The sequence below is a fragment of the Campylobacter concisus genome (genome assembly GCF_902460875.1).
Classification (GTDB): Bacteria; Campylobacterota; Campylobacteria; order Campylobacterales; family Campylobacteraceae; genus Campylobacter_A; species Campylobacter_A concisus_AA.
The window spans coordinates 14,395-38,664 of record NZ_CABPVR010000002.1; the positions used below are offsets into that span (position 1 = coordinate 14,395).

Annotated in this window: 26 protein-coding genes and 1 other RNA gene; 19 read left to right on the plus strand and 8 right to left on the minus strand. The window is 37.0% G+C overall.

Annotated features, from left to right (window positions below):
* Nucleotides 1-21: 21 nt before the first annotated feature.
* Genes F3H01_RS00930 through murJ form a run of 3 tightly spaced genes read right to left on the minus strand, consistent with a single transcriptional unit; the run spans nt 22 to nt 4,520 of the window.
* On the minus strand, nt 22-1,746 hold the full coding sequence (locus tag F3H01_RS00930) for an ABC transporter ATP-binding protein (protein WP_149724530.1): 1,725 nt from the start codon (nt 1,744-1,746) through the stop codon (nt 22-24).
* Nucleotides 1,739-3,133 carry a cysteine--tRNA ligase gene (cysS, locus tag F3H01_RS00935; protein WP_149724531.1) on the minus strand — a complete coding sequence of 465 codons (1,395 nt, stop codon included), beginning with the start codon at nt 3,131-3,133 and terminating at the stop codon, nt 1,739-1,741. Before cysS ends, F3H01_RS00930 begins: the two co-directional genes overlap by 8 nt.
* The gene (gene murJ / locus F3H01_RS00940) at nt 3,120-4,520 is read right to left on the minus strand and encodes a murein biosynthesis integral membrane protein MurJ (protein WP_149724532.1); all 1,401 of its coding nucleotides are present in this window, start codon (nt 4,518-4,520) and stop codon (nt 3,120-3,122) included. Before murJ ends, cysS begins: the two co-directional genes overlap by 14 nt.
* Nucleotides 4,521-4,641: 121 nt before the next feature.
* Between murJ and F3H01_RS00945 the strand changes: the two genes are divergently transcribed.
* The 7 genes from F3H01_RS00945 to F3H01_RS00975 all read left to right on the plus strand — a co-directional run bounded on the left by F3H01_RS00945 (nt 4,642) and on the right by F3H01_RS00975 (nt 11,106).
* On the plus strand, nt 4,642-6,555 hold the full coding sequence (locus F3H01_RS00945; protein WP_149724533.1) for a flagellar assembly protein A: 1,914 nt from the start codon (nt 4,642-4,644) through the stop codon (nt 6,553-6,555).
* A 17-nt stretch (nt 6,556-6,572) separates the two neighbouring features.
* Entirely contained in the window at nt 6,573-7,127 is a 555-nt protein-coding gene (ruvA, locus tag F3H01_RS00950; RefSeq protein WP_149724534.1) for a Holliday junction branch migration protein RuvA, read from the plus strand.
* Between the two features lie 10 nt (nt 7,128-7,137).
* On the plus strand, nt 7,138-8,178 hold the full coding sequence (locus F3H01_RS00955) for a D-alanine--D-alanine ligase (protein WP_149724535.1): 1,041 nt from the start codon (nt 7,138-7,140) through the stop codon (nt 8,176-8,178).
* Between the two features lie 64 nt (nt 8,179-8,242).
* Nucleotides 8,243-8,473 carry a type II toxin-antitoxin system Phd/YefM family antitoxin gene (locus tag F3H01_RS00960; RefSeq protein ID WP_021091404.1) on the plus strand — a complete coding sequence of 77 codons (231 nt, stop codon included), beginning with the start codon at nt 8,243-8,245 and terminating at the stop codon, nt 8,471-8,473.
* Nucleotides 8,463-9,248, plus strand: a complete 786-nt coding sequence (gene estV, locus F3H01_RS00965) for an EstV family lipase (RefSeq protein ID WP_149724536.1) — start codon at nt 8,463-8,465, stop codon at nt 9,246-9,248. The genes F3H01_RS00960 and estV overlap by 11 nt, the downstream gene beginning before the upstream one ends.
* A complete protein-coding gene (locus tag F3H01_RS00970) occupies nt 9,245-10,669 on the plus strand; it encodes a Mur ligase family protein (protein WP_149724537.1) in 1,425 nt (474 codons plus the stop codon). Before estV ends, F3H01_RS00970 begins: the two co-directional genes overlap by 4 nt.
* Entirely contained in the window at nt 10,666-11,106 is a 441-nt protein-coding gene (locus tag F3H01_RS00975; protein WP_149724538.1) for a hypothetical protein, read from the plus strand. Before F3H01_RS00970 ends, F3H01_RS00975 begins: the two co-directional genes overlap by 4 nt.
* 11 nt (nt 11,107-11,117) lie before the next feature.
* On the opposite strand, the gene F3H01_RS00980 is transcribed toward F3H01_RS00975, so the two are convergent.
* On the minus strand, nt 11,118-12,131 hold the full coding sequence (locus F3H01_RS00980) for an HdrB C-terminal domain-containing protein (RefSeq protein WP_149724539.1): 1,014 nt from the start codon (nt 12,129-12,131) through the stop codon (nt 11,118-11,120).
* A 61-nt stretch (nt 12,132-12,192) separates the two neighbouring features.
* Here F3H01_RS00980 and F3H01_RS00985 point away from each other — a divergent pair, with 61 nt between their 5' ends.
* The 4 genes from F3H01_RS00985 to rnpB all read left to right on the plus strand — a co-directional run bounded on the left by F3H01_RS00985 (nt 12,193) and on the right by rnpB (nt 15,675).
* Complete coding sequence (locus F3H01_RS00985) at nt 12,193-13,014, plus strand: thiamine-phosphate kinase (RefSeq protein ID WP_149724540.1); 822 nt, start codon at nt 12,193-12,195, stop codon at nt 13,012-13,014.
* Nucleotides 12,992-14,116 (plus strand): tRNA pseudouridine(13) synthase TruD, encoded by a 1,125-nt coding sequence (gene truD / locus F3H01_RS00990; RefSeq protein WP_149724541.1) that lies wholly within the window; start codon nt 12,992-12,994, stop codon nt 14,114-14,116. Before F3H01_RS00985 ends, truD begins: the two co-directional genes overlap by 23 nt.
* Before the next feature lie 434 nt (nt 14,117-14,550).
* Nucleotides 14,551-15,168, plus strand: coding sequence for a Type 1 glutamine amidotransferase-like domain-containing protein (locus F3H01_RS00995; protein WP_188116332.1), 618 nt, complete (start codon nt 14,551-14,553; stop codon nt 15,166-15,168).
* Nucleotides 15,169-15,348: 180 nt separating this feature from the next.
* Nucleotides 15,349-15,675: RNase P RNA component class A (gene rnpB / locus F3H01_RS01000), an RNA gene on the plus strand.
* A 14-nt stretch (nt 15,676-15,689) separates the two neighbouring features.
* On the opposite strand, the gene F3H01_RS01005 is transcribed toward rnpB, so the two are convergent.
* Genes F3H01_RS01005 through flaG form a run of 4 tightly spaced genes read right to left on the minus strand, consistent with a single transcriptional unit; the run spans nt 15,690 to nt 18,449 of the window.
* The gene (locus F3H01_RS01005) at nt 15,690-15,917 is read right to left on the minus strand and encodes a hypothetical protein (protein WP_149724543.1); all 228 of its coding nucleotides are present in this window, start codon (nt 15,915-15,917) and stop codon (nt 15,690-15,692) included.
* On the minus strand, nt 15,910-16,281 hold the full coding sequence (gene fliS / locus F3H01_RS01010) for a flagellar export chaperone FliS (RefSeq protein WP_072594313.1): 372 nt from the start codon (nt 16,279-16,281) through the stop codon (nt 15,910-15,912). Before fliS ends, F3H01_RS01005 begins: the two co-directional genes overlap by 8 nt.
* A gap of 9 nt (nt 16,282-16,290) precedes the next feature.
* A complete protein-coding gene (gene fliD, locus F3H01_RS01015; protein WP_149724544.1) occupies nt 16,291-18,051 on the minus strand; it encodes a flagellar filament capping protein FliD in 1,761 nt (586 codons plus the stop codon).
* A gap of 2 nt (nt 18,052-18,053) precedes the next feature.
* Entirely contained in the window at nt 18,054-18,449 is a 396-nt protein-coding gene (gene flaG / locus F3H01_RS01020) for a flagella length regulator FlaG (RefSeq protein WP_103619116.1), read from the minus strand.
* Nucleotides 18,450-18,569: 120 nt separating this feature from the next.
* On the opposite strand from flaG, the gene F3H01_RS01025 reads away from it, so the two are divergent.
* The 8 genes from F3H01_RS01025 to F3H01_RS01060 all read left to right on the plus strand — a co-directional run bounded on the left by F3H01_RS01025 (nt 18,570) and on the right by F3H01_RS01060 (nt 24,239).
* Nucleotides 18,570-18,914: an ornithine carbamoyltransferase gene (locus tag F3H01_RS01025; RefSeq protein ID WP_087577118.1), complete on the plus strand. Its 345-nt coding sequence runs from the start codon at nt 18,570-18,572 to the stop codon at nt 18,912-18,914.
* Nucleotides 18,911-19,477: a 16S rRNA (guanine(966)-N(2))-methyltransferase RsmD gene (rsmD, locus tag F3H01_RS01030; RefSeq protein ID WP_149724545.1), complete on the plus strand. Its 567-nt coding sequence runs from the start codon at nt 18,911-18,913 to the stop codon at nt 19,475-19,477. Before F3H01_RS01025 ends, rsmD begins: the two co-directional genes overlap by 4 nt.
* A 64-nt stretch (nt 19,478-19,541) precedes the next feature.
* Complete coding sequence (locus F3H01_RS01035; protein WP_107691251.1) at nt 19,542-20,594, plus strand: flagellar basal body P-ring protein FlgI; 1,053 nt, start codon at nt 19,542-19,544, stop codon at nt 20,592-20,594.
* Entirely contained in the window at nt 20,594-20,893 is a 300-nt protein-coding gene (locus F3H01_RS01040; RefSeq protein WP_149724546.1) for a rod-binding protein, read from the plus strand. The genes F3H01_RS01035 and F3H01_RS01040 overlap by 1 nt, the downstream gene beginning before the upstream one ends.
* 58 nt (nt 20,894-20,951) lie before the next feature.
* Entirely contained in the window at nt 20,952-21,155 is a 204-nt protein-coding gene (locus F3H01_RS01045) for a flagellar biosynthesis anti-sigma factor FlgM (protein ID WP_188116333.1), read from the plus strand.
* Between the two features lie 13 nt (nt 21,156-21,168).
* A complete protein-coding gene (gene flgN, locus F3H01_RS01050) occupies nt 21,169-21,600 on the plus strand; it encodes a flagellar export chaperone FlgN (RefSeq protein WP_149724547.1) in 432 nt (143 codons plus the stop codon).
* A gap of 3 nt (nt 21,601-21,603) precedes the next feature.
* Nucleotides 21,604-23,475, plus strand: coding sequence for a flagellar hook-associated protein FlgK (flgK, locus tag F3H01_RS01055; protein ID WP_087580149.1), 1,872 nt, complete (start codon nt 21,604-21,606; stop codon nt 23,473-23,475).
* Nucleotides 23,472-24,239 (plus strand): TIGR02757 family protein, encoded by a 768-nt coding sequence (locus F3H01_RS01060; protein ID WP_149724548.1) that lies wholly within the window; start codon nt 23,472-23,474, stop codon nt 24,237-24,239. Before flgK ends, F3H01_RS01060 begins: the two co-directional genes overlap by 4 nt.
* The last annotated feature ends 31 nt before the right edge of the window (nt 24,240-24,270 follow it).

The following is a 24,270-nucleotide window of genomic DNA, read 5'->3' on the forward strand; positions in this document are numbered from 1 at the left end:
CAAATCTTAGCAAAAATCGCCTTAAACTAAGGCTTTGCCTTTAAGTTTTGCATAAATTTCATTTCTCTTGCTAAGTTCTTCATCGCTTCCGATATCAACTATCTTTCCATCACTTAAAACCGCGATCTTATCAGCACTTTCAACTGTGCTTAGACGGTGAGCGATGACAAAGATGATCTTTTTGTTTCTTAGGTTGTTTATAGCCTTTGTGATCTCTTTTTCACTATCGTTATCAAGCGCTGAAGTGGCCTCGTCAAAGATAAGAATTTGTGGATTTTGATAAAGTGCCCTTGCTATTGCGATGCGTTGTCTTTGACCGCCTGAAAGGTTTGTGCCAAATTCGTTTAAGATAGTGTTTATGCCGTTATCTAGTTTGTTTACAAACTCATAAGCATTTGCCATTTTTAGTGCATTTATCACGGCTTCTTCGTTAAATTCTCTGCCGTAAGCCACGTTTTTAGCGATTGTATCGTTAAAGATATAGACACGCTGCGTTACAAGTCCGATGTTTTGGCGAAGTGAGTGGATTTTGATATCTTTTAAATTTGTATTATTTATTAAAATTTCTCCGCTATTTACGTCGTAAAATCTCATGAGCAGATTCATGAGCGAGGTTTTTCCGCCACCACTTGAGCCAACAAGAGCTATAAATTCTGACTCACGAGCCTCTAAATTTATACCTTTTAAAACCTCTTTGTCACCGTAGTTTAGACAGACATTGTTAAATTTGATAAGTCTTATCTCTTCGTTTAGTTCTTTCTCACCATCTTTTATATCGCTTACTTTATCCATCAAGAAAAATGTTCTCTCGCTTGCGGCGATCGCGTCTTGCATTTTGTTGTATATATTTACGATGCGTTTTAGTGGAGTGTAGAGCATAAAAAGTGCAGTTAAAAATGAAAAGAAAGCACCCATATTTATATTTCCGTCGATAACGTCCTTGCCTCCTACGATAATAACGGCTGCAACACCAATAGAGCCTATCGTCTCCATAAGTGGACTTACTAATTGCTCAATTTTTACAGTTTTAAGATTTAGTTTAAAAAATTTATTATTTTCATCAATAAAACGTGAGTGCTCGTATTTTTGAGCGTTATTTGCTTTAATTATCTCGATATTTGTAAAAATTTCACTCAAGGCTGAAGTGATATCGGATGTCTTTTCTTGCGACTGCTTTGAAATTTTTTTCATCTTCTTTGCAAGGCGCGAGATCGGATAAATGGCTACTGGCATGACCACAAGTGCAAAAAACGCCAATTTAGGGCTTTGATATATGACTACACAAAGCAGGCCTATGATAGTTACAAGCTCTCTAATAAGCTCAGGTATGAAACTTGAAACAATAGATCTTATGCGCTCTATGTCGTTCGTGGTTCTGCTTATTAGCTCGCCTGTTCTAAAATCATTAAAAAATTTCATGTCCAAATTTAGTAAATTTTCGACCATCTTTTCACGAAATCTTCTAATCGTATCTTGGCCGATATATGCCGTAAAATAAGCCTGCATAAATGTACCTATATTTTTTAACACATAAATGGCAATAATCGCACATGGCAACAAATAAAGCAATGTTTCGTTTTTTTCAACAAAAATTTTATTAAGTACTGGCTCCACCAGATATGCACTGACTGCTGTTCCGCCACTTGCAAGCCCCATACCTATGAAGGCTAGGATGAAGTGTGGAATGTAGTCTTTAAAATAAGGACCAAAGCGTTTTAGCACATCTTTTAAGCCAAAGTTAGTCATTATTTTTCTCCCAAACTGCGCCATTTGGTGTATCCATGATAGAGATATTCATATTTTCTAGCTCGTCTCTTATCTCATCAGCTCTTGCAAAATTTTTCTCTTTTTTAGCTACCGCGCGCTCATCAAGAAGCCTTTTTATCTGCTCTTTTTGCTCGCCACTTACGCCAAACTGAAAATACTCAACATAATTTGTGCTAGCAATGCCTAAGATTTCACTTATAAGCTCCAAATTTGCCACTACTTCGGCCTTGTAGGCTTTATCTTTTGGGCTATTATCAAGCCTTTCATTTGCTGTTTTTACAAACTCATCAACACTTGCAAGTGCTTTTGAAGCGTTTAGATCATCACTTAGTGCCTCAAGTAGCTCATTTTTAAAGCTCTCGTTTATGGCGCCAGCTTGCACGCCATCAACCCTTTTTTTAAGGCGATAAATTTTATCTAGCCTCTTTTTTGAAGCCACTAAGTCTTCATCTGAATAATTAAAATGCGCCCTGTAATGGCTCGTAAGCAGATAAAATCTAAGCATTTCGCCATGAACGTTTTTTAGGGCGTCTTTTACAAAAAAGCTGTTATTTAGACTCTTACTCATCTTTTCGTTATTCACTTTTATAAAGCCGTTATGCATCCAGTATTTGCTCAAATTTTTATGATAGGCGCATCTGCACTGACTTGCCTCATTTTCGTGGTGCGGAAAGAGCAGGTCGATGCCACCAGCGTGGATGTCGATCTCAAATTTATCATTTTCTTTATCACTTAGAAATTCTCTTATCATCGCCACGCACTCGGTGTGCCAGCCAGGGCGACCCTTGCCAAATGGGCTTTCATACCATTTTTCGTCAAATTTCCAAAGAACAAAGTCTTTTTCATCTCTTTTTTCGCCAAAACTTGCCACTCGTGCGATTAGATCGGTATTATTATCCTTGCCGCTAATGCTAAAATATCCACTATCCTTGCTCGTATCAAAGTAAATTCCATCGCTGGTTTTATACGCCACACCTCTATCCATAAGCACCTTGATGTAGCTAATGATCGCCTCCAAGCACTGCGTAGCCTTTGGTTTAAAGTCTGGATCAAGCACGTTTAAAGCGTTCATGTCGCTCTCATAATGCGCTATATATTTGTTTGTGATCTCTTCTAAGCTTTGGCCAGTTTGCGCCATTTTATTTAAAATTTTATCGTCAATATCAGTGTAGTTTCTTGCAAATTTGACCTTGTAGCCAAGTGCTTTTAAGACTCTTCTTAAAAGATCAAAGCTAACGGCTGACTTTGCGTGTCCCAAATGTGCGTCGTCATAGACCGTTGGACCGCACAGATAGATGCTAACTTCACCATCTTTAATAGGGCTAAACTCAACCTTTTCTCTTTTAGAAGTATCAAAAATTCGCATTAAATATATCCTTTAAAAATGTTAAACCAAAATAGAGCAAAACCGCCAAAATAGCGATGGTGGCTATAAATTTAGGCTCGATTATAGCTAAAAATCGCTTAGCTCCAAAGGCTCTAACGTATAAAATAAGCTGTAAAAATCCCCCAAGTGAGCTTGCAAATGCAAGGCCGGCTGCTCCAAATTTCTGCATCAAAATGACAGCTAGGATCAAATTTATCACAAGGCAGATGATGGAAATTTTGGCTGCCTCTTTTTGTTTCATATTTGCATAGAGCCAAAGTGAGAAAATTTTAGCCAGCCCAAATGGCGTAAGCCCCACCAAATAGGCACTTAGCACCTTAGCGCATTCAATGGTGTTTGCCCTTACAAAATTCCCTCTCTCAAACAAGAGCCAGATGATAAACTCGCTTAGCACTACGCCTGTGATGGTGGCTGCTAGCAGAGCACAAAGAAGCAAGTAAAAACTCTTTTTTGTCCAAACTAGGGCGTTTACCTCGTCTTTTTGCTTTAAAAGCCTAGTGATCTTTGGAAAGAGCGCTTGAGAGAGTGCGATCGCAAAGATAGCAAGCGGAAGCTGAAAAATTCTATTTGCATAAAAAAGGTAGCTTATCGAGCCACTTACTAAAAAGCTAGCTAGCCAAGTGTCCATAAATGCGCTTATTTGCATCGCACTTGAGCCAAGTAAGCCGTGGTAAAAATTTACAAAAAAACCTTTGCTGCTAGCTTTTTTGCCTTTAAAATATCCGCTTAAACCGCCCCAAAAAATTTTATTTAAGGCGTTAAATTTCATAGCGATTAGATGCACCAAAACTTGCAAAATACCGCCTGCAACGACGCCAAAGCTAAGATAAAGCGCAACCACGCTCTCGCTCTTGCCACGAGCTAAAAGTAGTGAAGCTATCATGGCTAAATTTAGCAGTGCCGTAGAAAACGCAGTTGTAGCAAAGTGTCCTTTGTACTGAAGTAATGCGCCCATAAAAGTGACGATATAAACAAGGGCTAGATAGTAGAAATTTATACGCACAAGCGGCACTGCACCCATGATATTTTGCTCACTCAGGCCACTTGCGATGATCTTTATAAAGTAGGGCGTAAATAAATTTACAAGAAGTGTCAAAACGCCTATAAAAAGTAGAAATTTGATGAAAATTTCAGCCTGAAAGATCGCTTTTTTCTTGCTATTTGCAAAATTTGGCAAAAATGCTTGTGTAAAGGCACCTTCTCCAAATATGCGGCGAAATAAATTTGGTATTTTAAAAGCGATAAAAAAAAGATCGCTAAATATGCCAGCTCCAAGGATGGAGGCTGTTAAAAGGTCTCTTATAAGTCCAAGAATTCTTGAAACCATAATGCCAACTGAGTTTGAAAAAAAGCCTTTTATAAACATCGCCCACCTATTAAATTTGAAAACGCAATAGTAACAAAAGATGCTTTAAAGCTTACATAACCCAAATTTAATAAAATTTTGGCGATAATAAGAGCCAAATTTTATGTGAAATGGATCAATTTTGAGCGAGAACGTGCAAGAAAACGAGAGATTTTTACCGCCAACGCAAATTCAAACTTCAACACCTTATATATCGCTTAAAGAATTAAGCAAGCAACACAGCGTACCGGTAGAATTTATAGATTTTAAAATTTTAGATATTTTGACTTATTATAAAAATAAAGATAATGAAGAGCCAGTTTTTGTTCCTGAAGAAAATTTAGACTTTTTTGATGATAATGCTTTTTATCTTGACGAGACACTAGAGATCGAGCAGGTCTATGATGTGGAATTTTTTGATGTTAGGCTAAATGCTGTGCCAAAGCTTCCAAAGATAGAAATCGGTGTAAATTCAACGGTTACAAAAGTAGTCGCAAAGGTAAAAGCCACAAAAGATTGTGAATACGAACAGCATTATGAAGATAAGCTTTTTGAATATATCGCCAAACAGCTTATGAAAGCTCAAATTTTAATAGGTATAAGGATCGGCAAACTAAAAGATGAGTTAAAACAAATCGCCTCAGTTGTGCATGTAAAGGGCGAACTTGATAAAGACTACATACTAAACATAACACAAGGTATAAATCCAAAAAAAGCTACTGATGCAAAGATACTTTACTACTACAAAGATAAACTTGATGCGATAAAAGAAGAAGATAAGATTGATTATGCTGATAGAGGTTTTGTTTTTGGCGTGGCACAAGATGAAGTGATAATGGAAGAGAAAAAGTCTCACGAAGGGCAAAGTGGCCGTGATGCGAGAGGTAAATTATTAGCAGTAGAAAAGCCAAAAGAAGATACTGGCAAAGAGATAAGTATAAGCGAAAATATAGAGAGAGTAGAAAATGATGATAGCATAATATATATCGCTAAAAAATCAGGATATGTAGTTGAGAAAAATGGCTCATTTGATATTGAAGAGCGTATAGAGATAAATGAAGCAAATTTTAAAACAACTGGCTCTATTCAAGCAGGTACTGATACAAATGTGACCTTGGTGGTTAGGGAAACTGATACTATAAAAGACGCCATCGGCACTGGCATCATCGTGGAGGCTGACGAGATCGAGGTTAAAGGAAACGTCGGTGCAAATGCGATGGTTAAAGCAAATGAAGTAATAATCGGCGGTCAAACACACCAAAAGGCTAAAATTTATGCAAAGAATGCAAAAATTTCTATCCATATCGGTAAGGTTGAAGCTGAAAATGTCGAGATAGATAGGCTAGAAGGCGGAAATGTCGTAGCAAAAAGGGTTAAGATAAATAGCGTCGTTGGTGGCTCTATAACCGCTCAAAATATCCAAATAAATACGCTTGGCTCAAACTGCACTATCACAGCTTCACACTTAATAGACGTAAGATATTTAAGAGGCACTGACAATAAATTTATAATCGATACCAGCAAAATGCCTGAGAGTGCTGAGGCTACGCAAGAGCAATTAAATAAGATCGAAGATACAAAAACAGAGCTTGCTTCGCTTCTAAAAAATATTGAAACAAAGAAAAATGTCATAAATGAAAATAAAGACTCGATTTATACCATAAAAGCAAAGGTAGAAGAGCTCTCAAAGGCTAAAGTGATACCGCCAGTTACTTTTATGAAAAAGCTAAAAGAGTATCAAGGTCTAGTCAATGAATACAATACTTTGCTAAAAATTTTTAAAGATAAAAAAGAGTTGCTAGCTACTCTAAAAGATGAGCTTGAGATCATGCAAAATGGAATATTTTCTGCAAAAGTGATAAATAGAGGCAACTGGGTTGAACTAAATGAGATTAGATTTGTTATCGTTGATCCTCCACAAAATGTCACTTATATCTCAAAGCAAAATGAAACCGCTCATGCTATTACTTTAGAGAAGATCGGCGATGGCGATGAGGCTGAGTATAAGATCAAAAAGTCAAATAAATTAGAAGACTACACAGATACAAATTTTTAAGAATAAAAGGTTAAATGATGATAAAAGCGATCGAAGGTGTCGTCAGCAGAAAAGATCCCGCATTTGTGATACTTAAAACAAATAGCGGCGTAAGCTATGGAATTTTTATCTCACTTTTTTGCTCAGCCAAGCTTAGCAAAGGTGAAAAGGTTGAGCTTGCCATAACGCAGATCATAAGAGAGGACGCAAATTTACTCTACGGCTTTTTAGACGCAAATGAGCAAAAGATGTTTGAGATGCTTATAAAGCTAAATGGCATCGGAGCTAGTACGGCTATGGCAGTTTGCTCAAGTCTTAGCTCGCAAGCATTTACAAATGCCATAGTAAGCGGCGACGCAGATACCTTTAAAAGCGTGCCAGGCATCGGACCAAAGACGGCTAGGCGCATAATAGCCGAGCTAAGCGATGCTAAGCTTATAAGTGACGAGAGCGTGCCAAGCTACCAAAATGAGGCGCTTTTGGCACTTGAAGCGCTTGGCTTTAAACGTGAAAAAATAGTGAAAATTTTGCCTGAGTGCAAGAGTGAAAATACAAGTGATCTTATAAAAGAAGCATTAAAGAAATTAGGATAAGGATAAAAAGATGAATTTAGGTGTGGTATTTGGAGCAAAGAGCTATGAACATGAGATAAGCATAGTTAGTGCGATAGTTTTAAAAAATGTCCTAAAACAAGAGCTAAAATTTATATTTTGCGACGCAAATAGAGACTTTTATCTTATCGAGCAAAAAGATATGAGAGCAAATTTTTTTAGCTCTGGTAAATACAAAAATTCAAAAAAGCTCATTTTATCTAAAGGCGGATTTTTCATACACTCTCTTTTTGGCGATAAAAAAGTAGAGTGCGATGTCATTATAAATTTGATCCACGGCATGGACGGCGAAGATGGCAAGATAGCAGCACTTTTTGACTTTTACGGCATAAAATATATAGGTCCAAGGCTTGAAGTAAGTGCACTTAGCTACAACAAAGAGCTTACTAAATTTCTAGCGCAAAAAGCTGGCGTAAAGGCGCTTGATTATGAGATGTTAACTCGTCAAAGTGAGCCAAAATTTCACTATCCTATTATCTTAAAGCCAGCAAGACTTGGAAGTAGCATCGGCGTAAATATAGTGCATGACGCCAGCGAGCTAACTTATGCAAAAGACGTGGCATTTGAGTTTGATAAAGATGTGCTTGTCGAGCCTTTTATAAAAGGAGTAAAAGAGTACAACCTTGCAGGCTGTAAGATAGATGGAAAGATAAAATTTTCTATCATAGAAGAGCCAAAAAAGAAAGAATTTCTTGACTACGAGCAAAAGTATCTTAGCTTTTCAAATGAAAACAAGGTAAAAGAGGCTGAAATTTCTGAAGAGCTAAAGCAAAAGCTTAAATTTAACTTTTCAAAAATTTATGATTGTGGATTTGACGGAGCGATCATTAGATGCGACTTTTTTGTGATAGATGATGAGGTCTATCTAAATGAGATAAATCCAAATCCAGGAAGCCTTGCAAACTATCTATTTGAGGATTTTGAGAGCACTTTAAATGCTCTTGCAAACTCACTTCCAAGAGAGCGTAATATAAAGATCGATTATAGCTTTATAAACTCGATCACCTCAGTAAAAGGTCGCGGAAAAATTTAGGCCATTTAGTAGATTATAAAGTAGTTTGTGATATTTTACGTAAAATTTTACACAAAGAGCGACAATGGTAACTTTTACAAAAGATGAAATTTATACAGCAACTGAAGTGGTTAGAAATTTTAGTTCAGTGCTCTCTCGTGTGGGAGCTAATGAATTAAAAAGAGCGGTCATTGTTAAAAATAATAAATTTGAAGCAGTGCTTTTAAATATGGAAGAATATGAGCGCCTTTGCGAAGCAGTGAGCGTGCTTGAGAGCATTTATACTGCAAAAAAAAGAGAAAACGATGGCGAGTAGGGCGGTAAAGTACGGCTCAGACGAGTTTGAAATAAACTACGAGATCGTAAATCCAAAATGTAAAAAAAAGGTACTTTTTCTACACGGCTGGGGTGCTAATAAAGAGATAATGAAAAAGGTATTTGGCTCATATTTGAGCGAACTGTGCCATGTTTATATCGATATGCCAGGCTTTGGTAAAAGCTCCATTATTGATCCTTTAAAAACAAGCGATTACGCAAAAATCGTTGAAAATTTCTGTGGTGAGCTTGACATAAAGCCAGATATCATCGTAGGTCATAGCTTTGGTGGCAAGGTCGCAACGCTTCTAAAACCGCCACATCTTGTACTTTTAAGCTCAGCTGGCATAGTTGTCAAAAAGCCATTTATCGTGCGCGCAAAGATCGCTATTTTTAAAATTTTTAAGCTTTTTGGATTTGGAAAATTTTATAAACTCTTTGCCACAAAAGATGTGAGCGGTATGAGCAGAGTGATGTATGAGACTCTAAAAAACGTAGTTGATGAGGATTTTACGAAGCATTTTGCCGATTTTGGGGGCAAGGCTTTGATATTTTGGGGTGAAAATGACAAGGCAACGCCTATAACAAGCGGAGAGAGCATACATAAGCTCATAAAAGATAGCTCATTTTTCCCGCTTAGTGGCGATCACTTTTTCTTTTTGCTTCACGCTAAATTTATAAGCGAAGAGATAGAAAAAGGGCTAAAATTTGAGCTAGATGAAGCTAAAAATGTCGTGCTAGATGACGATGAGAGCGGTATCGAGGAGATAAGATGAATATATTTTTAAACATAAGCGCAGTTTTATTTATCTTTGCGCTCGCTTTTTATGTGATTACTTGCTTTCAGTGGTTTTCATATAGGCCTGAGCGCGTGCTCTTTCACTTCACAAAGCCTGCTTGGCACGTTTTTTTCTTTATTGTGCCGTTGGTGCTTTTTTACACGACTGGCAAGTGGTTTTTCATCTATTTTTACTTTGCGCTTTTGCCAGCTCTTTATCTTTGGCACAAAAAACTTGATAAAAAGCTAGTCTTTACCGCCAGGGTCAAGCACTTCTTTGTGATCCTTGCTTGCGCTATTATCCTAAACTACGCTCTAAATTTTATCATTCACAAGGTATTTTTAGCTCCGATGCCACTTTTTGTCTTGGTTGTGAGCCTATTTTTTAGTGAAATTTTAGAAAAGATAAAATTTCAAGGATTTAAAAATAAAGCACTTAAAAAACTTGGCGCAAATAAAGATCTAAAAATTATCTTGATCACAGCAAGCTACGGTAAAACGAGTATCAAAAATTTCTTATTTGAAATTTTAAAAGATAGCTTTGTCTGCTATAAAACTCCACGCAGCGTAAATACAATGGCTGGCATCATCAAAGATATCAATGAAAACTTAAGTGAGCAAACGCAAATTTATATCGTAGAAGCAGGCGCTAGGCTAAAGGGCGACATTTTAGAGATCACTAAATTTCTAAACCCACAAATCGTCATCGTAGGTGAGATAGGTGCGCAACACATTGAGTATTTTAAAACGCTTGATAATATCCGCTCTACCAAGCTCGAAGCACTTCAAAGCGCTCGTTTGCAAATGGCATTTTTACATAGCTCGACAAAAAAAGAGCCAAGCCAAAATTTAGAAATTTACGATGAGAGCCTAAAAGATATAAACGCAAATTTAGATGGAATTTCATTTATGCTTGATGGCAAGAGTTACGCTTCGCCGCTGCTTGGCAAATTTAACGCTACAAATTTAGCAGTTTGTATAAAGGTGGCAAAATACCTAAAAATGAGCGATGAAGCGGTAGATAAAGCGCTATCTAGGATGAAAAACGTCGAGCACCGCCTAAGCAAGATCGAGGCTGGTAGCAAGCTGATAATTGATGATAGCTTTAATGGAAATTTTTCAGGCATGAGCTCAAGCTACGAGCTAGTAAGCACCTATGCTGGCAGAAAAGTGCTGCTAACACCTGGTATCGTCGAGAGCGATGCAGAGCAAAATGCAAATTTAGCCAAGGTGATAAATGAAATTTTTGACCTTGTTATCATCACAAGCTCGCTAAACGCCGAAGTTTTACTAAAGTACATCATAAAACCAAAGATCATCATCTTAAAGGATAAAAATAAAATGCAAGAAATTTTAGCTCAAAATACGTGTGCTGGCGATCTCATACTATTTTCAAATGACGCACCGAGCTTTATATGAAAAAGATAATTTTTTTAATCCTAGCTTTAAATTTGGCATTTGGCTTTGATATTGATGATTATGACAGGGGCATTGAGGCACTAAATGCTGGAGATTACGTAGCTGCGTATGAAATTTTCTATGATGGCTGTGAGCAAAAAGATGTGCTTTCGTGCGAAGCTTTGGGCGATATGTTTGTAAATGAAGAGATAAATGAGCAAATGGATAGTGATCTAAAAAAGTACTCAAATATCGAGCTTGGCGTGAGTTATTATATGAAAAGCTGCGACCTTGGCTACCAAAATGCTTGTGATGATGTGATGAGCCTAAGGGACGATTTAAACATAAGCCTTCCAACTGGTGTTTATGAAAACGCCAAAGCAAGGTACGATGAGATAAAGCAAGAAGACGAAAAAGAAGAAGCCCTAAGCGAGCAAAATGCAACTTTGCAAAAATAAATTCTCTAGTTTTAGACTAGATTTACTTTTAGCGTATGCTCTTTTAGGCTTGCTGGAATTTTGCCATTTTCAAGCTCTATCAGTTCGCTAACTCTTAAAATATAAAAATCCTGCAAACTTCTGTTTGCAAATTTTTCAAGCTTTTTTGAAAGCGTGTCAAACATATAAAACTCAGCTTCATTGCTAGCTAGTAAAAAATCAGCCCCACTATCAAACGCATTAAAAATGGTTTTGCTTGCAAGTGCAAACGCAAGCTTTTCGTTTGCTTTTAAAAGTTCAAATCCACAAGGAAATTTATTGTTTAGATTTATAAAATTTGCTCTAAATTTATCTAAATTTACAGGGATTTTATCGCTTACGGCTATCTTAAATCCTTTAAATTTATCCAAACTCTTTATCTTTTCAAGCTCGTTTTTTGAGGTTTCATCCTCTTTTATTCCTAAAATTTCTTTAAAAAACCTAATCGCTTCGGTATAAATTTCGCTTCCGCCAAAGATAAAATCATCAATATTGTAAGCTATCAAAATACCATTTTCATTGTTGATAAACCTTATGATCTCATCATTTTTTTCTTTTTTATAAAGATGATGAGCCAGTATGATAGCAGCTGCACCTATAAAATTTGGCTCGTATTCTCTCACAAAATCAGCATAAAAATATGGCTTTAAGTTTGCATAAAATTCTTTGTCTGTTTGATCACAAAATTTATCAAATGGTTTAAATTTCTCCCAAAAGTCGTCATCACTTATCTCAAGATCTAAAACCGCTCTTTTTTCATCAAGTGGCGAAATCACAAGCTCGCCTGCAAATTTCTCATATAAATTCTCTAATGGTTCAGCAGTGCTCACTACGACATCATTTACTTTCACAAAGCCAGTTGTTGGCTGAAAATACGGATCAATTTTTTTAACATGCAAAAACAGCTCGTCAAGATTTGCGTAATCTAAAATTTCTAAAAAATATGGTTTAAAATACGACAAAATATCCTTTTTTGCATTAAATCTAAAAATTTCTATTTTTTGCATTTGACTCCTTTTTTGGCTTATTTTATCCTAAAATTAAAAGGAGTTTCATTATAATGGCCCGATGGATAAAGAAAATTTCACGATTGAATGCTTTGGTAACGCTTATATTGGCGATGATGCGGCTGTGCTTGGTAAGCAGGTCTTTAGCAAGGATATTTTTGCTGAAAACTCGCACTTTAGACATGGCTGGCTAAGCTTTGAAGAGATCGGTTATAAGGCGATGATCGTAAATTTTTCAGATACGATCGTGATGAATGCTAGGCCAAAATTTGCGCTTCTTGGACTTAGCTTGCCAAAGAATTTTTCGCCGCAGCAAATCAAAGAGCTAAGCGTAGGCATAAATAGAGCTTGCGAGGAGTTTGGCGTAAAGATAATCGGTGGCGATACGATAAGTAGTAAAATTTTAAATATAAGCGTTAGTATAATTGGTGAGCTAAATGGTAAAGCTGTGCTTAGGAAAAATGCAAAATACGGTGATCTGGTAGCTTTTACTGGTGAGCTTGGAGGTAGCAAAAAGGGGCTAAATTCGCTTCTAAGGCTAGCTAAAATTTCAAAAAACTCACGATTTAAAAAGCCTATTTTAAGAGATAAATTTTTCTACAAAGCAGCTCATCTTATAAACTCCGCTATGGATATCTCAGATGGGCTAAATGCCGATCTTGCTAAGCTTTTAAAGGCTAGCAAAAAGGGTGCTAAATTTACAAAAAAGCTAAGTAAATTTGAGCTTAGTAGTGGCGAAGAGTATGAAATTTTATTTACTTTTAGTCCTAAAAATTTAAACGCTATCAAAAGGATCGCCGCAAAAACACGGACAAAGATTAGTATCTTTGCAAAAATTTCAAATAAAAGGTTAAAACAAAATGCAAGAAACCACCACTTTTAAGCCACTTTATGCACTCACTCATGCGCCCATAGAGGCTTACTTTTCTAAAAATTCAGATGATTTTGTCGTGCGCGAGATACCACTTTACGAGTTTAGCGGTGACGGTGAGCACTTAATCATTGAAATTTCTAAAAAAGATATGACGACACAAGAGGCCTTGCATGTCTTAAGCGAGGTTACAGGAGCTAAGATGCGCGACTTTGGCTACGCTGGGCTAAAGGACAAGCAAGGCATGACGACTCAGTTTATCTCGATGCCACGTAAATTTGAGGGCGCGCTTGCAAACTTTAGCCATGAAAAGATGAAAATTTTAAATTTAAGCGTGCATAAAAATAAGCTTCGCATCGGACATCTAAAGGGAAATAGCTTTTTCATTCGTTTAAAAAAGGTGCTGCCAAGTAGCGCTAAAAAGCTCGAGCAAGCATTTGTTAGTATCGATAAAATGGGCTATGCAAACTATTTTGGCTATCAGCGTTTTGGTAAATTTGGCGATAATGCCGAAACTGGGCTTGAGCTACTTGAAAACGGGACGATAAACGGCAAAAAGAGCAAAAATGTAAAGCTAAACGACTTTTTGATCTCGGCATATCAAAGTGATCTTTTTAACCGCTGGCTTAGCAAACGCGTGGAGATTTCGAGGTTTGCGCAGGATTTTAGCCTAGGCGAGCTAGCTCAAATTTACCCGTATCTTGATAACGCGATTTTGAAAAATTTAAAATCACAAAAGAGATTTTTTAAGCTGATGGAGGGCGAAGTTTTGGGCCACTATCCGCACGGCAAGTGCTTTTTGTGCGAGGATTTGGACGCGGAGGGCGCGCGCTTTGACGCTAGAGATATCACTAGCTGCGGGCTGATCGCGGGCGCAAAGGCGTATGAGGCGCAGGGCGCGGCGAGAATGGTAGAGGATCAAGTTTTCGCGCAGGCAAATGAATATAAAGCTAAAATGACGGGATCTAGGCGCTTTGCGTGGTGTTATTTGGAGGATGCAAGCTATAAATACAACGAGGAAAAAGCACACTTTACGATAAATTTCACACTGCAAAAAGGCAGCTACGCGACTGTTGTGCTAGAAGAAATCTTGCATAAAAATATCTTTGAGTAGGGCAGCGGCTCGTCTTGCGAGCGCTTTTAAATGATTTTTGCATCTATGCTCGCAAGTGCAAGCAGAGTATAAATTTCGCTTTACGATAGGCTGTGTGTCTTATCTTGGGACGAATTTTACTTCTTCTATTTAGCTAAGAGCATAGCGACGTAGGAAGCAATTAAAACCATCTCGCAAGACTTCACCTTAACTTTCAAGTTTAAATTTCGCAAATCAAAATCCGCCTCACCTAATGCCCTTTAAAAACTGTGAGTAAAGCGGTGCAAAAACTTTACCTTATCGTTTTAAGCTCAAATTTGCGCACTAAGACCCGCACCTTAATATCACTAAATTTTACTCGTAAAGCAAGATACGCTGGCGACGCGAAACACAAGTGTTTCTAAGCTCGTTTGGATATAATGGGTTTGCAAATTTATATTTTAAAAGGATTAAAAATGGCAAATATTTTTCTTTGCTCTTACTTTGCGGAGGTTGCGAGCAAGATTAATGAAGTGGTAAATTTTCAAGGCAAAGATATTGTTTTTATAGATACTGCGGCCAAATTTGAAGAGGTAAATTTCTACGTCGGCGAAGCGGTGGAAATTTTAGAAAATTTTGGTGCGAAGCTAAGACGCCTTGACGTCTCTTGCGCCAAGAATTCGGCGGCACTAGTATCTAGCCAAGATGAGCCATCTTGTGAAGATGAAATTTTATCTGCCATTAGTCAGTGCGACATCATTTACATTAGCGGTGGAAATACATTTTATCTGCTTAACGAGCTGCGAAAATCGTGTGCCGCCCAAGCTATAAAAAATGCAGTCAAAGCGGGCAAAATTTATATCGGTGAGTCAGCAGGTGCGATCATAGCGGCACCAGATACGAGATATGCTACGCTGATGGATGAAAATAGCGCGAAAACGAGTGATTTTACAGGGTTAAATTTGGTGGATTTTTTCATAGTGCCACACTTTGGTTGCGAACCTTTTGTGGAAGCTGCACGCGAGACAATGAAAAAATTTGGCAATTCTTGTGATTTGCGTCCTATAAATAATGCAGAATTTATCGCACTTTAATATAAAAATACATCTATTTGACGAGTAAAAATTTATATAAAACGCAAGCTAGGCTTTTGCTCAAAGGGTTGTCTATAAAGTCACTTTTTGTATGTAAAATCATATGGCTTAGAAGAAGCAAGTGTAGTTGTGATAAAAGCTAAAGCTATAAATTTAAGCCAAAGCCGCTATAATTTCGCTCTGGCACGGTAAGCGATCGCTTTTGCTCTTTGCAAAAGAGGAAAGTCCGAGCTGCGATAAGACAAGGTTCCATCTAACGGATGGCTAGGGAAACCTAAGGGATAGTGTAACAGAAAGTAGACTTCCGCTTCGGCGGTAAAGGTGAAACGGTGGAGTAAGAGCCCACCGGCACGCTTGGTAACTTGCGTGGCCATATAAACCCAACCTGCAGCAAGAAGGGATGGTTTTGGTCTTATATTAAAACCCTTCGCTAGAGCTTGTTTGTAAAAGCAAGCGTAGATAAATGATCGCTCAAGACAGAACTCGGCTTAACGCCGTGCCTTTAAATTTATAAAAATAGATTAGTTTGCTACGTATTTTTGAGCTTTTTGTAGTTTTATAAGCTCATTTTGGATGTGCGAAGACTTGCTTTTTAAAAGCTCTATTGCACCGCCAATTAGTGCTTGTGCTTCTTGTGCTGAAGCTAGGCTAGTAAACATATCTTCACTAAAATTTTCTGATAAAGCAGCTATCTTGCCCGTATCTTCGTTTATCAATGCTAATTTAAATTCATTGATCCAACTATTCACCTGAAGTTACCTCTCTCCATGCTTCAGATAGTTGCTTTACGACATTGGTTACTTCATTTAAGGCTGCGACATCGTTTTGTATATTTGCCATAGCAAGAAGCTGCATCTGTCTTGTATAAAGGCCGCTAAGATAGTGGGCTACGTCGCCTTGAGAATAATCAAGCGAATTTAAAAGCTCAACAAAAATAGCGTTTGTCCTATTGATATAATAAACTTTTTTCTCTATATCTCCAGCTTCTATCGCCTTTTTTGTACGAAATATAAATTTTAAAATTCCGTCATAAAGCATTTCTATTAATTTAGTTGGGGACTCAATGCCCCCAAAACTAGACTGTGCGTATGCACTATATGCACTTTGATTCATCTTTCTCTCTTATTTTCTGCTATTTATCTCTGCATCGATTATTGATTTTAGTGTTGAGAACTGATTTTCTAAGCTTGCGATGATAGCGTTATACTTGATAAAGCGCTCTTGCATTGTTGTATATTTTTCATCTAAAAGCTTTTGTGTGCTCTCTTTGTTTTTTGTGATCGACTCATTTTCATCTTTTAACTGATTTTGCATAGCAACCATCGTGCCACTTTTGCCAACGACACCATCAAGCATTTTAGCTAGCTTTGTAAATAGCCCATCTGTCTTTTTGGTTACTGGATTTATGGTAGCTTCATTCATACCTAGAGCTGTTAAGGCTGAATTTTTACCTTTTACCTCGATATTTTCGCCATCGCTTCTTTTTAAGACGATTCTTTTGCCACTGTTATCAAGACTGGCTGTAACTCCAGTTATGCCAGCGTCATTTATGGCTTGTTGAAGTTTTAGTGCGTTCTCTTCAGCTGTGGCAGTAGCAGTAGTTGAGAATGTAACTGACTTGCCGTTTATCGTAAGATCACCAGCTTTTATATCTAATGCCCCAGCGCTAACAGTCGATGCTCCCATATAGCTTATTGGCTCGATCTTGCTTGATCCCATGAAAAATTTCTGAATCTCTTCAGGATCTTTGCTAAGAGCTGCATTTAGTTTATTTAGATCAAGCTGAAGTTGTCCGTCTTTATCAGGTACTATGCCATATTTGCTTAATGCTTTGCCTTCGCTATCTTGTCCATTTACAAGACGACCAATGTTTGATCTTAAGCTTGAAATTTCGCTAACGCCTTGGAAAGTGCCAGCTCCCTTTTCCTCGTCATATTTTGTAGCTATGCCAAGGTTCATGGTCATTAGGTTGTAGTCTTTGATAAATTCTTCAACCGCTTTTATTATCTCTTTTGTATCCTGAGAGACGCTTACGTTTGTTTTACCAGTTTCATTTAATGTAATAGAAATTCCCGGTCTTAAGTCGTTGAAGGTATTTTTGCTTCTTTTTACATTTACTCCGTTATATGTAAATTCCGCATCTTGTGCCTTTAAAATTCTATTCTTTTCAAAATTTGATGTCATCTTTGGTGTGCCATCAGGATTTGTCAGTAGAGTGCCATTTGCATCTTTATCTTGAAACTGCGTACTATCCCAGCCAAGCTTATCTAAAACACCAGCCGTATCATTTGAAAATTTAATAGTCTGCGTAGCACCAGTGTTACCTGATTGAAGCATGATTTGATTTGGCTTATCTCCGCCAACATTTAAAATTCTAGCTTGCAATTTACCGCCACTGATATCATTTATCTTGTCTACAATATCTTGATATGTGGTTGATCTAGTTACGCTAATAGAAAATTTTTGTCCATCGATCTCAACATCAAAAGAGCCGTTATTTGTCGCACCTACTAAGTTTGAAGCGTTTTTGAAATTTGAGCTTTGAAATGTATCTTTTTGAGCAAGTTTTTGCACATCGATATTAAAATTTTGAACGCTAACGCCATTTGCTGCTGAGGCTGTTACGCTTTTGCCAGCATTATTTGTAGTTCTTTTTAGATAAAGTGCCTCTCCGCCAAGTGTTTTGCCACTTACATTTACGTTACTAACTAGAGTTTTTAGAGCTGCAAGGTCTTTTTGCTTTAGGTCGTTTCTCTCTAGCCTTTTTGTTAAAGGCTTGATCTGTCCTGCCTCATCTGCTTCTTTTAATTTCTTGATAAGATCGTCATTTAGCCCGCTATTTTTTGTACCGATGCCTAAATTTGTTACGTTACCTACTGCCATTTTTAACTCTCCTTGTCAAAAAGTATTCCGATGCTTTCCTTGAAATACTCGCTTATTCTTATAGCTTCTTTGCTTGGAAGTTGTGTTATCTCTTCTCCAGTTTTAGCGTCTTTTACTTGCACGACCATTAAATTTAGCTTCTCATTGTAAGCAAATCTTACATTAGTATCGAGCTGCTGCATTTGATAGTTTAGTCTATCGGTGACCTCTCTTGTTCTTTTGGCAAGCTCTTCGTTGCTAAGTCCGTCTAGCTCGTTCATATCTTTTGATTCATTGTTTTTATCAGCACTTAATTTAACATCAGAATGCTCGATAGGTCTGCTATCTATTTGACGCTGAGCAGATGTGCTCATGCTCGTATCTAGCACCTGATTTGCTGCTGCCTTAAAGATTTCCATAGTTTTACTCCTTAAAACTTACGTTAGCTTCTACATCGGTAAAATTTTAAAATCCTTTAGTGTTTATACAAATTTTTGATTATTTAGGCTAAAATCGAGCAAAAATTTATAGGAAGAGATATGAAAATTTCATTTGAGTGCGAGTGTATTTTGCTTCAAAAGACACTGCTGCTTTTTTGTGGAAATTTGGCTGCTCATCATAAGGATTGTGATTTTGTAGTGAGTGACCGCGAGATCGCGACAAAAAAACCGCTATTTATAATAGGTAAAAATGCTCATCTTTCTCATCCTTTTACCAAAATGGCACTTCTTGATACGCTTGAAGAATTTTACTCAGCTATGCAAATTTCAAAAGCAAATGAGCTAAATGAAGCTAAAAATGAAAAGGGCTTAGAAGAGAAAATTTCACTTTTGATAGATAAATTTAAAGCTGATCTTCTTGAAATTCTAAGGGCAAATCAGTGAAGCTTTACACTAAAATTTCAAGTGGTAAATTTAAAGGCAAAAGGCTTGAATTGCCAAGCCTAAGCACGACTAGAAGTACAAAAAGTATCGTAAAAGAGTCTTTTTTTAACGTCATTAGAGATGAAATTTACCCACTTACATTTATAGAGGGTTTTGGTGGAAGTGGCGTGATGGCAAGCGAGGCCGTTAGCAACGGAGCACGTGAGGCTATCGCTATCGAAAAAGATAGAGCCGCTTTTAAGATCACGCAAAGCAACCTTGCAAGCCTAGAGTGCTCAAATTTAAAAGCGATAAATGGCGATACCTTTTCTGTCTTACCCGATATTGTAAATTCTCAAAGTGGCAAGGTCTTGCTCTATCTTGATCCGCCATTTGACATAAGAGCTGGCTTTGATGGCATCTACGAAAAGCTTGTAAATTTAATCTCACAGCTAAAAAAAGAGAAAATTTATATGATAGTTTTTGAGCACAACAGCGACTTTAAATTGAGCGATGAAATTTCTACATATAAGCTTGTAAAATTTAAAAAATTTGGAGCTACTTCACTCTCTTACTTCCAATAACTTATAAAAATTTGGAACATCTTTTGCTTTAAAAACCTAAAATAGCTAAATTTTAGGAAAAAATATGAAAAAATTTTTATCTTTTGTAGCAGCTTCAGTGATAGCTACTTCAGCCTTTGCTACGCAGATAAAAGAGCTTGCAAGCATAGTTGGCGTAAGAGATAATCAGCTAATAGGCTACGGTCTAGTTGTTGGACTAAATGGCACAGGTGATGGCTCAACGTCAAAATTTACGATCCAGTCTTTATCAAACATGCTTCAAGGTGTAAACGTAAAGATAAACCCAGATGATATCAAGTCAAAAAACGCAGCTGCTGTTATGGTAACAGCTAAGCTTCCTGCATTTGCAAGGCATGGCGATAAGCTTGATGTTGTGATCTCATCTATCGGCGATGCAAAAAGTTTGCAAGGTGGTACGCTTCTCATGACACCACTAAAAGGCGTTGATGGTGATATTTACGCTTTGGCTCAAGGTGCTTTAAGTATCGGTGGTAAAAGCATGGGTAGATCAGGTGGCAACCACCCAACCGTTGGCTCTATCCTAAATGGTGCTTTAGTTGAGCGAGAAGTGACTTATGACATTTACAATCAAGATAGCATAAGACTAAGCCTAAAAGATACAAATTTTAAAACTGCTCTTGATATCCAAAATACTATAAATGCAAATATCTCTGATGATGCTGCAAAGGCGATTGATCCAAGAACGGTTATCGTTAAAAAGCCAGATGATGTTAGCATTATCGAGCTTGCAAGCGCTGTGCTTGATCTTGATGTGGAGTATAAGCCAGATGAAAAGATAGTGGTTGATGAAAGAACTGGCACGATAGTAAGTGGCATAAATGCCGTAGTTAGCCCAGTTGTCTTAACGCATGGTGCAATCACAATAAAAATAGAGCCAAATAGCTATGACGAAGCAGCGCAAAACGATGTAAATATAGGAAGCGATACGTCGGTCGCACCTAGTCAAAATTTACTTAAAATTTCAGGTGAAAAAACTACCGTTGCAAATGTAACAAGAGCGCTAAATAAGCTTGGAGCGACACCAAGTGATATCATATCGATACTTGAAAATTTAAAGCGAGTTGGTGCGATACAAGTCGATCTGGAGATAATATAATGCAAATAGATAACACCTTAGCGCTAAATTTATACAATGAAATTTCAACAAATAAGATAAAAAACGCAAATGCTAAACAAGATGCACTTTTAAAAGAACAAACCGATGCATTTGAGGCATATATGGTAAAGGCTGTGCTTGATATTGCTTTAAAAGAAGATGAGCACAACTCGCTATATCCAAAGGCTGCTGGTAGCGATATTTATAGGTCAATGTATAACGATGCAATGAGTAAGGCACTGAGCGGAAATCTTGGTTTTTCAGAACTTTTGTACGATTTTTTAAAGAGAGACTCTTAAGTAAATTTATATTCTGCCGATGTAGTGATATAAACATTTTATTTTAAGAGGTATGAATATGATAACACCTTTGAATCAAAGGCCAAATTTTCAAGCAAATACGCTAAATAAAAATAGCGATGCCAAGGTCGAAACTCAGAGTAAAGAAATAAGAACAAACGAAAACGCAAAGCTAAAAGAGATAGCTGACGCCATAGCAAATGGCACTTATCAGGTTGATATCTCAAAAACGGCTAGGGCTGTGGCTGATGCGTTGCTGTAATTAAGGAATTTAAATGATAAAAAAGCTTTTGGACGAGGCTATAGGCGAGCTTGATGAGCTTATAAATTTAACCATACAAGATATCGCAAATATAAAAGAGGCTAAACACTCAAGTGTTGATGAGAGTGTAAAGAAAAAAAATGCCTTAGTTCGTGCATTTGAAGATACGAAAAGAGCATTAGATAAAGAGCTTTTAAAAGTATCAAAAGAGAGCGGTACGACTACACTTGCTACTGTTTTAGACGATGAAGTGAAGTCAAAGCTTGTACTTATGCGTTCAAAGCTTGAAAATTTACATAAAGTTAATAAAGAATATGCAAGACATGTTGTTGCTGTTAAAGAATTTTTTGACTCACTTAATGAAAAAATTTTTGGTACTAAAGCAAGTGAGTACGGCCAAGATAGAAATAGCATAGATAATAATTTTTATAAATCAAGGGTTTAAAAGATGGCTAATATTTTTATGTCATTAGGCACGGGTGTTTCGGGGCTAAATGCGGCCCAGCTTCAAATAAGTACAACCGGAAATAATATCGCAAATGCCGATAGTAACTACTATACAAGGCAGCGTGTTGTCCAGTCTGCTTCTCCAGCGATGAATACAGTACCTGGTGGAGTTGGCACAGGCACACAAGTAGATACTATAACAAGACTTCATGATGAGTTTGCCTACTCAAGACTAAAATATTCATCGTCAAATTTAGAAAATACAGCCTATAAACAAAGAATTTTGCAAGAAGCTACAAAATATTTTCCTGATCTAAAAGATAATGGAATGGTGAAGGATATTCAGGAGTATTTTTCCGCGTGGAATAACTTTGCTTCAAACCCTAATGCAGGTGCTCAGAAAGTAAATTTGATAAATAAAGCAAGTGTATTGACTGCAAGTATCAACCGCTCGTCAAAGATGCTTTATGATATGCATGAAAAGATCGATGAAACGATAAAAATAAATATAAAAGAGATAAATTCGCTAGGCAGGCAAATAGCAAACATTAATAAGCAAATCCAAAGAATAGAATCAGGCGCGGACGCTGGTATAAAAATAAATGCAAATGATCTTCGTGATAAACGTGATGAGCTTGAGCTTGCGATGTCAAAGCTGGTAAATACAGCAGTTTATAAAAGTGATCTAAAGAGCAATTCTAGGGTAGATACAGGAATAACAGATCAAGGAAAATACTACAATCTAAATATTGGCGGTGTAAGTATCGTTGATGGTGTAAATTTTCATGAAATTTCTATGAGTTCAACTGAAAGTGGACGATATACAAAAATTTATTATGAAAGAGAAGATGGCAGAAGAATCCCAATGGAAGAAAAGATCACAGGTGGTAAAATCGGAGCTGCACTTGATCTTAGGGGTAGAAACTACGAGCCAGATAATGATAAATTTAGCGACGGAACGATCCAAAAATATATTGATAATTTAAATACATTTAGTAAAACCTTGATAACAAGTACAAATAATATCTATGCCGAATCCGCGGTTGAAATTTCTAACTCAGATCCGATAAGTTATTTAGAAGGCGATAAGACGTTGATGAATCATGATAATAGTATAAGAAATGGAAGTTTTGAAGCTATTGTTTATGATAACAAAGGCAATGTCGTGGCCAGAAAAACTATAAATGTAAATGGCACGACGACGATGAATGATACAAGATATGGCAACTCTATCGTCAAAGACTTTAACTCAAACTCAGATGACAATAAAGACAATAATATGCTAAATGACGTTGATGACTTTTTCGAGGCATCATATTTTTATGATAAAAATACTAAAAAAGGTACATTTTCTCTCATTCCAAAACAAGCTCAAGGGCTTTATAGCATATCGATAGTCGATCACGGTACAAATTTTCCAGGCGCTGTTGGCATAAATAGATTTTTTTCAGGTACTGACTCAAATAGTATCGGCATAAATCAAAATTTTACCCAAGACCACACAAAGCTTCGTGCCTACTCAAAGCCAGTTATCGGAAATAATGAAGTTGCAAATAAAATGATCCAGCTTCAGTATCAAAAGCAGACCTTTTACTCAAGTGGTATAGCGCTTGATAGAGATGAGACGATCGAGGGATATTACCGCTATCTTACGACTGACATGGCGAGTGATACAGAGGCAAATAATACGATCCACGATACAAATACATCTTTGCAAAAGACAGCTGAAGAGGAATTTCAATCAACAAGTGGCGTAGATACGAACGAAGAGCTTACAAATTTGATCCGTTTTCAAGCAAGTTACGGCGCAGCGGCAAAGATCATCACAACAGTTGATCAAATGCTTGACACGCTTCTTTCATTAAAACAATGAGTGAGCTAAAGAGCCTTTTAGACTCACACGTACTTAGCAAAAATACAAATTTGGGGCTGTTTGAAGCCCCAGATCCACTTCAAGTAGCCACTAAATTTAAAGAGCCAAACATAGCACTCATTTGTGCGTTATTTGCTTATGGTAATGCAAAAATGATAGTGAAATTTCTAAATTCGCTTGATTTTGGTTTGCTTGATGAGAGTGAGCAAAATATCAAAAAAAATTTATCAAATTTCAAATACCGCTTTCAAAATGAAAATGATGTAAGAGAAATTTTTATCACTCTTTCACGCCTTAAAAAAGAGGGCGAGATAGAGGAAATTTTACGCCAAGGTCTTGCAAAAAAAGGCGAAATGATAGATGGCGTAAATGAGCTTATTAAATTTATATATAAGCTAAATTCTTACCGCTCAGGTGGATATGAGTTTTTCTTTGGTAAGAGTTTTGACAAAGAGCCACAAAGCCCATATAAACGCTATAACATGTATCTTCGCTGGATGGTTAGAGATAGCGATATTGACCTTGGACTATTTAAAAATTTGCCAAAAGATAAGCTTTTGATACCGCTTGATGTGCATACGCATAGAGTTTCTTTAAATTTAGGACTTATAAATAGAAAGAGCTACGATTTCAAAGCGGTCATGGAGCTTACAAATAGGCTTAGGGAATTTGATAAGCTTGATCCCATCAAATACGACTTTGCGCTTTATAGGATAGGGCAGAGCAAAGAACTAGAAACTATCGTAAAAAATCTCAAAAAATAAAAATTATTGCTAAATTTTTAAATTTAGGATA

Excerpts from the sequence above, each read along its gene's own strand:
- cysS (WP_149724531.1), bottom strand. The coding sequence starts at position 3,133 with ATGCGAATTTTTGATACTTCTAAAAGAGAAAAGGTTGAGTTTAGCCCT.
- flgN (WP_149724547.1), top strand. The coding sequence starts at position 21,169 with ATGATAAAAAAGCTTTTGGACGAGGCTATAGGCGAGCTTGATGAGCTT.
- F3H01_RS01060 (WP_149724548.1), top strand. The coding sequence starts at position 23,472 with ATGAGTGAGCTAAAGAGCCTTTTAGACTCACACGTACTTAGCAAAAAT.
- F3H01_RS01035 (WP_107691251.1), top strand. The coding sequence starts at position 19,542 with ATGAAAAAATTTTTATCTTTTGTAGCAGCTTCAGTGATAGCTACTTCA.
- F3H01_RS00955 (WP_149724535.1), top strand. The coding sequence starts at position 7,138 with ATGAATTTAGGTGTGGTATTTGGAGCAAAGAGCTATGAACATGAGATA.
- F3H01_RS00980 (WP_149724539.1), bottom strand. The coding sequence starts at position 12,131 with ATGCAAAAAATAGAAATTTTTAGATTTAATGCAAAAAAGGATATTTTG.
- F3H01_RS01040 (WP_149724546.1), top strand. The coding sequence starts at position 20,594 with ATGCAAATAGATAACACCTTAGCGCTAAATTTATACAATGAAATTTCA.
- F3H01_RS01025 (WP_087577118.1), top strand. The coding sequence starts at position 18,570 with ATGAAAATTTCATTTGAGTGCGAGTGTATTTTGCTTCAAAAGACACTG.
- fliS (WP_072594313.1), bottom strand. The coding sequence starts at position 16,281 with ATGAATCAAAGTGCATATAGTGCATACGCACAGTCTAGTTTTGGGGGC.
- flaG (WP_103619116.1), bottom strand. The coding sequence starts at position 18,449 with ATGGAAATCTTTAAGGCAGCAGCAAATCAGGTGCTAGATACGAGCATG.
- flgK (WP_087580149.1), top strand. The coding sequence starts at position 21,604 with ATGGCTAATATTTTTATGTCATTAGGCACGGGTGTTTCGGGGCTAAAT.
- ruvA (WP_149724534.1), top strand. The coding sequence starts at position 6,573 with ATGATAAAAGCGATCGAAGGTGTCGTCAGCAGAAAAGATCCCGCATTT.
- fliD (WP_149724544.1), bottom strand. The coding sequence starts at position 18,051 with ATGGCAGTAGGTAACGTAACAAATTTAGGCATCGGTACAAAAAATAGC.
- F3H01_RS01045 (WP_188116333.1), top strand. The coding sequence starts at position 20,952 with ATGATAACACCTTTGAATCAAAGGCCAAATTTTCAAGCAAATACGCTA.
- truD (WP_149724541.1), top strand. The coding sequence starts at position 12,992 with ATGCAAGAAACCACCACTTTTAAGCCACTTTATGCACTCACTCATGCG.
- F3H01_RS00985 (WP_149724540.1), top strand. The coding sequence starts at position 12,193 with ATGGATAAAGAAAATTTCACGATTGAATGCTTTGGTAACGCTTATATT.
- F3H01_RS00960 (WP_021091404.1), top strand. The coding sequence starts at position 8,243 with ATGGTAACTTTTACAAAAGATGAAATTTATACAGCAACTGAAGTGGTT.
- estV (WP_149724536.1), top strand. The coding sequence starts at position 8,463 with ATGGCGAGTAGGGCGGTAAAGTACGGCTCAGACGAGTTTGAAATAAAC.
- F3H01_RS00975 (WP_149724538.1), top strand. The coding sequence starts at position 10,666 with ATGAAAAAGATAATTTTTTTAATCCTAGCTTTAAATTTGGCATTTGGC.
- murJ (WP_149724532.1), bottom strand. The coding sequence starts at position 4,520 with ATGTTTATAAAAGGCTTTTTTTCAAACTCAGTTGGCATTATGGTTTCA.
- F3H01_RS00930 (WP_149724530.1), bottom strand. The coding sequence starts at position 1,746 with ATGACTAACTTTGGCTTAAAAGATGTGCTAAAACGCTTTGGTCCTTAT.
- F3H01_RS00970 (WP_149724537.1), top strand. The coding sequence starts at position 9,245 with ATGAATATATTTTTAAACATAAGCGCAGTTTTATTTATCTTTGCGCTC.
- F3H01_RS00995 (WP_188116332.1), top strand. The coding sequence starts at position 14,551 with ATGGCAAATATTTTTCTTTGCTCTTACTTTGCGGAGGTTGCGAGCAAG.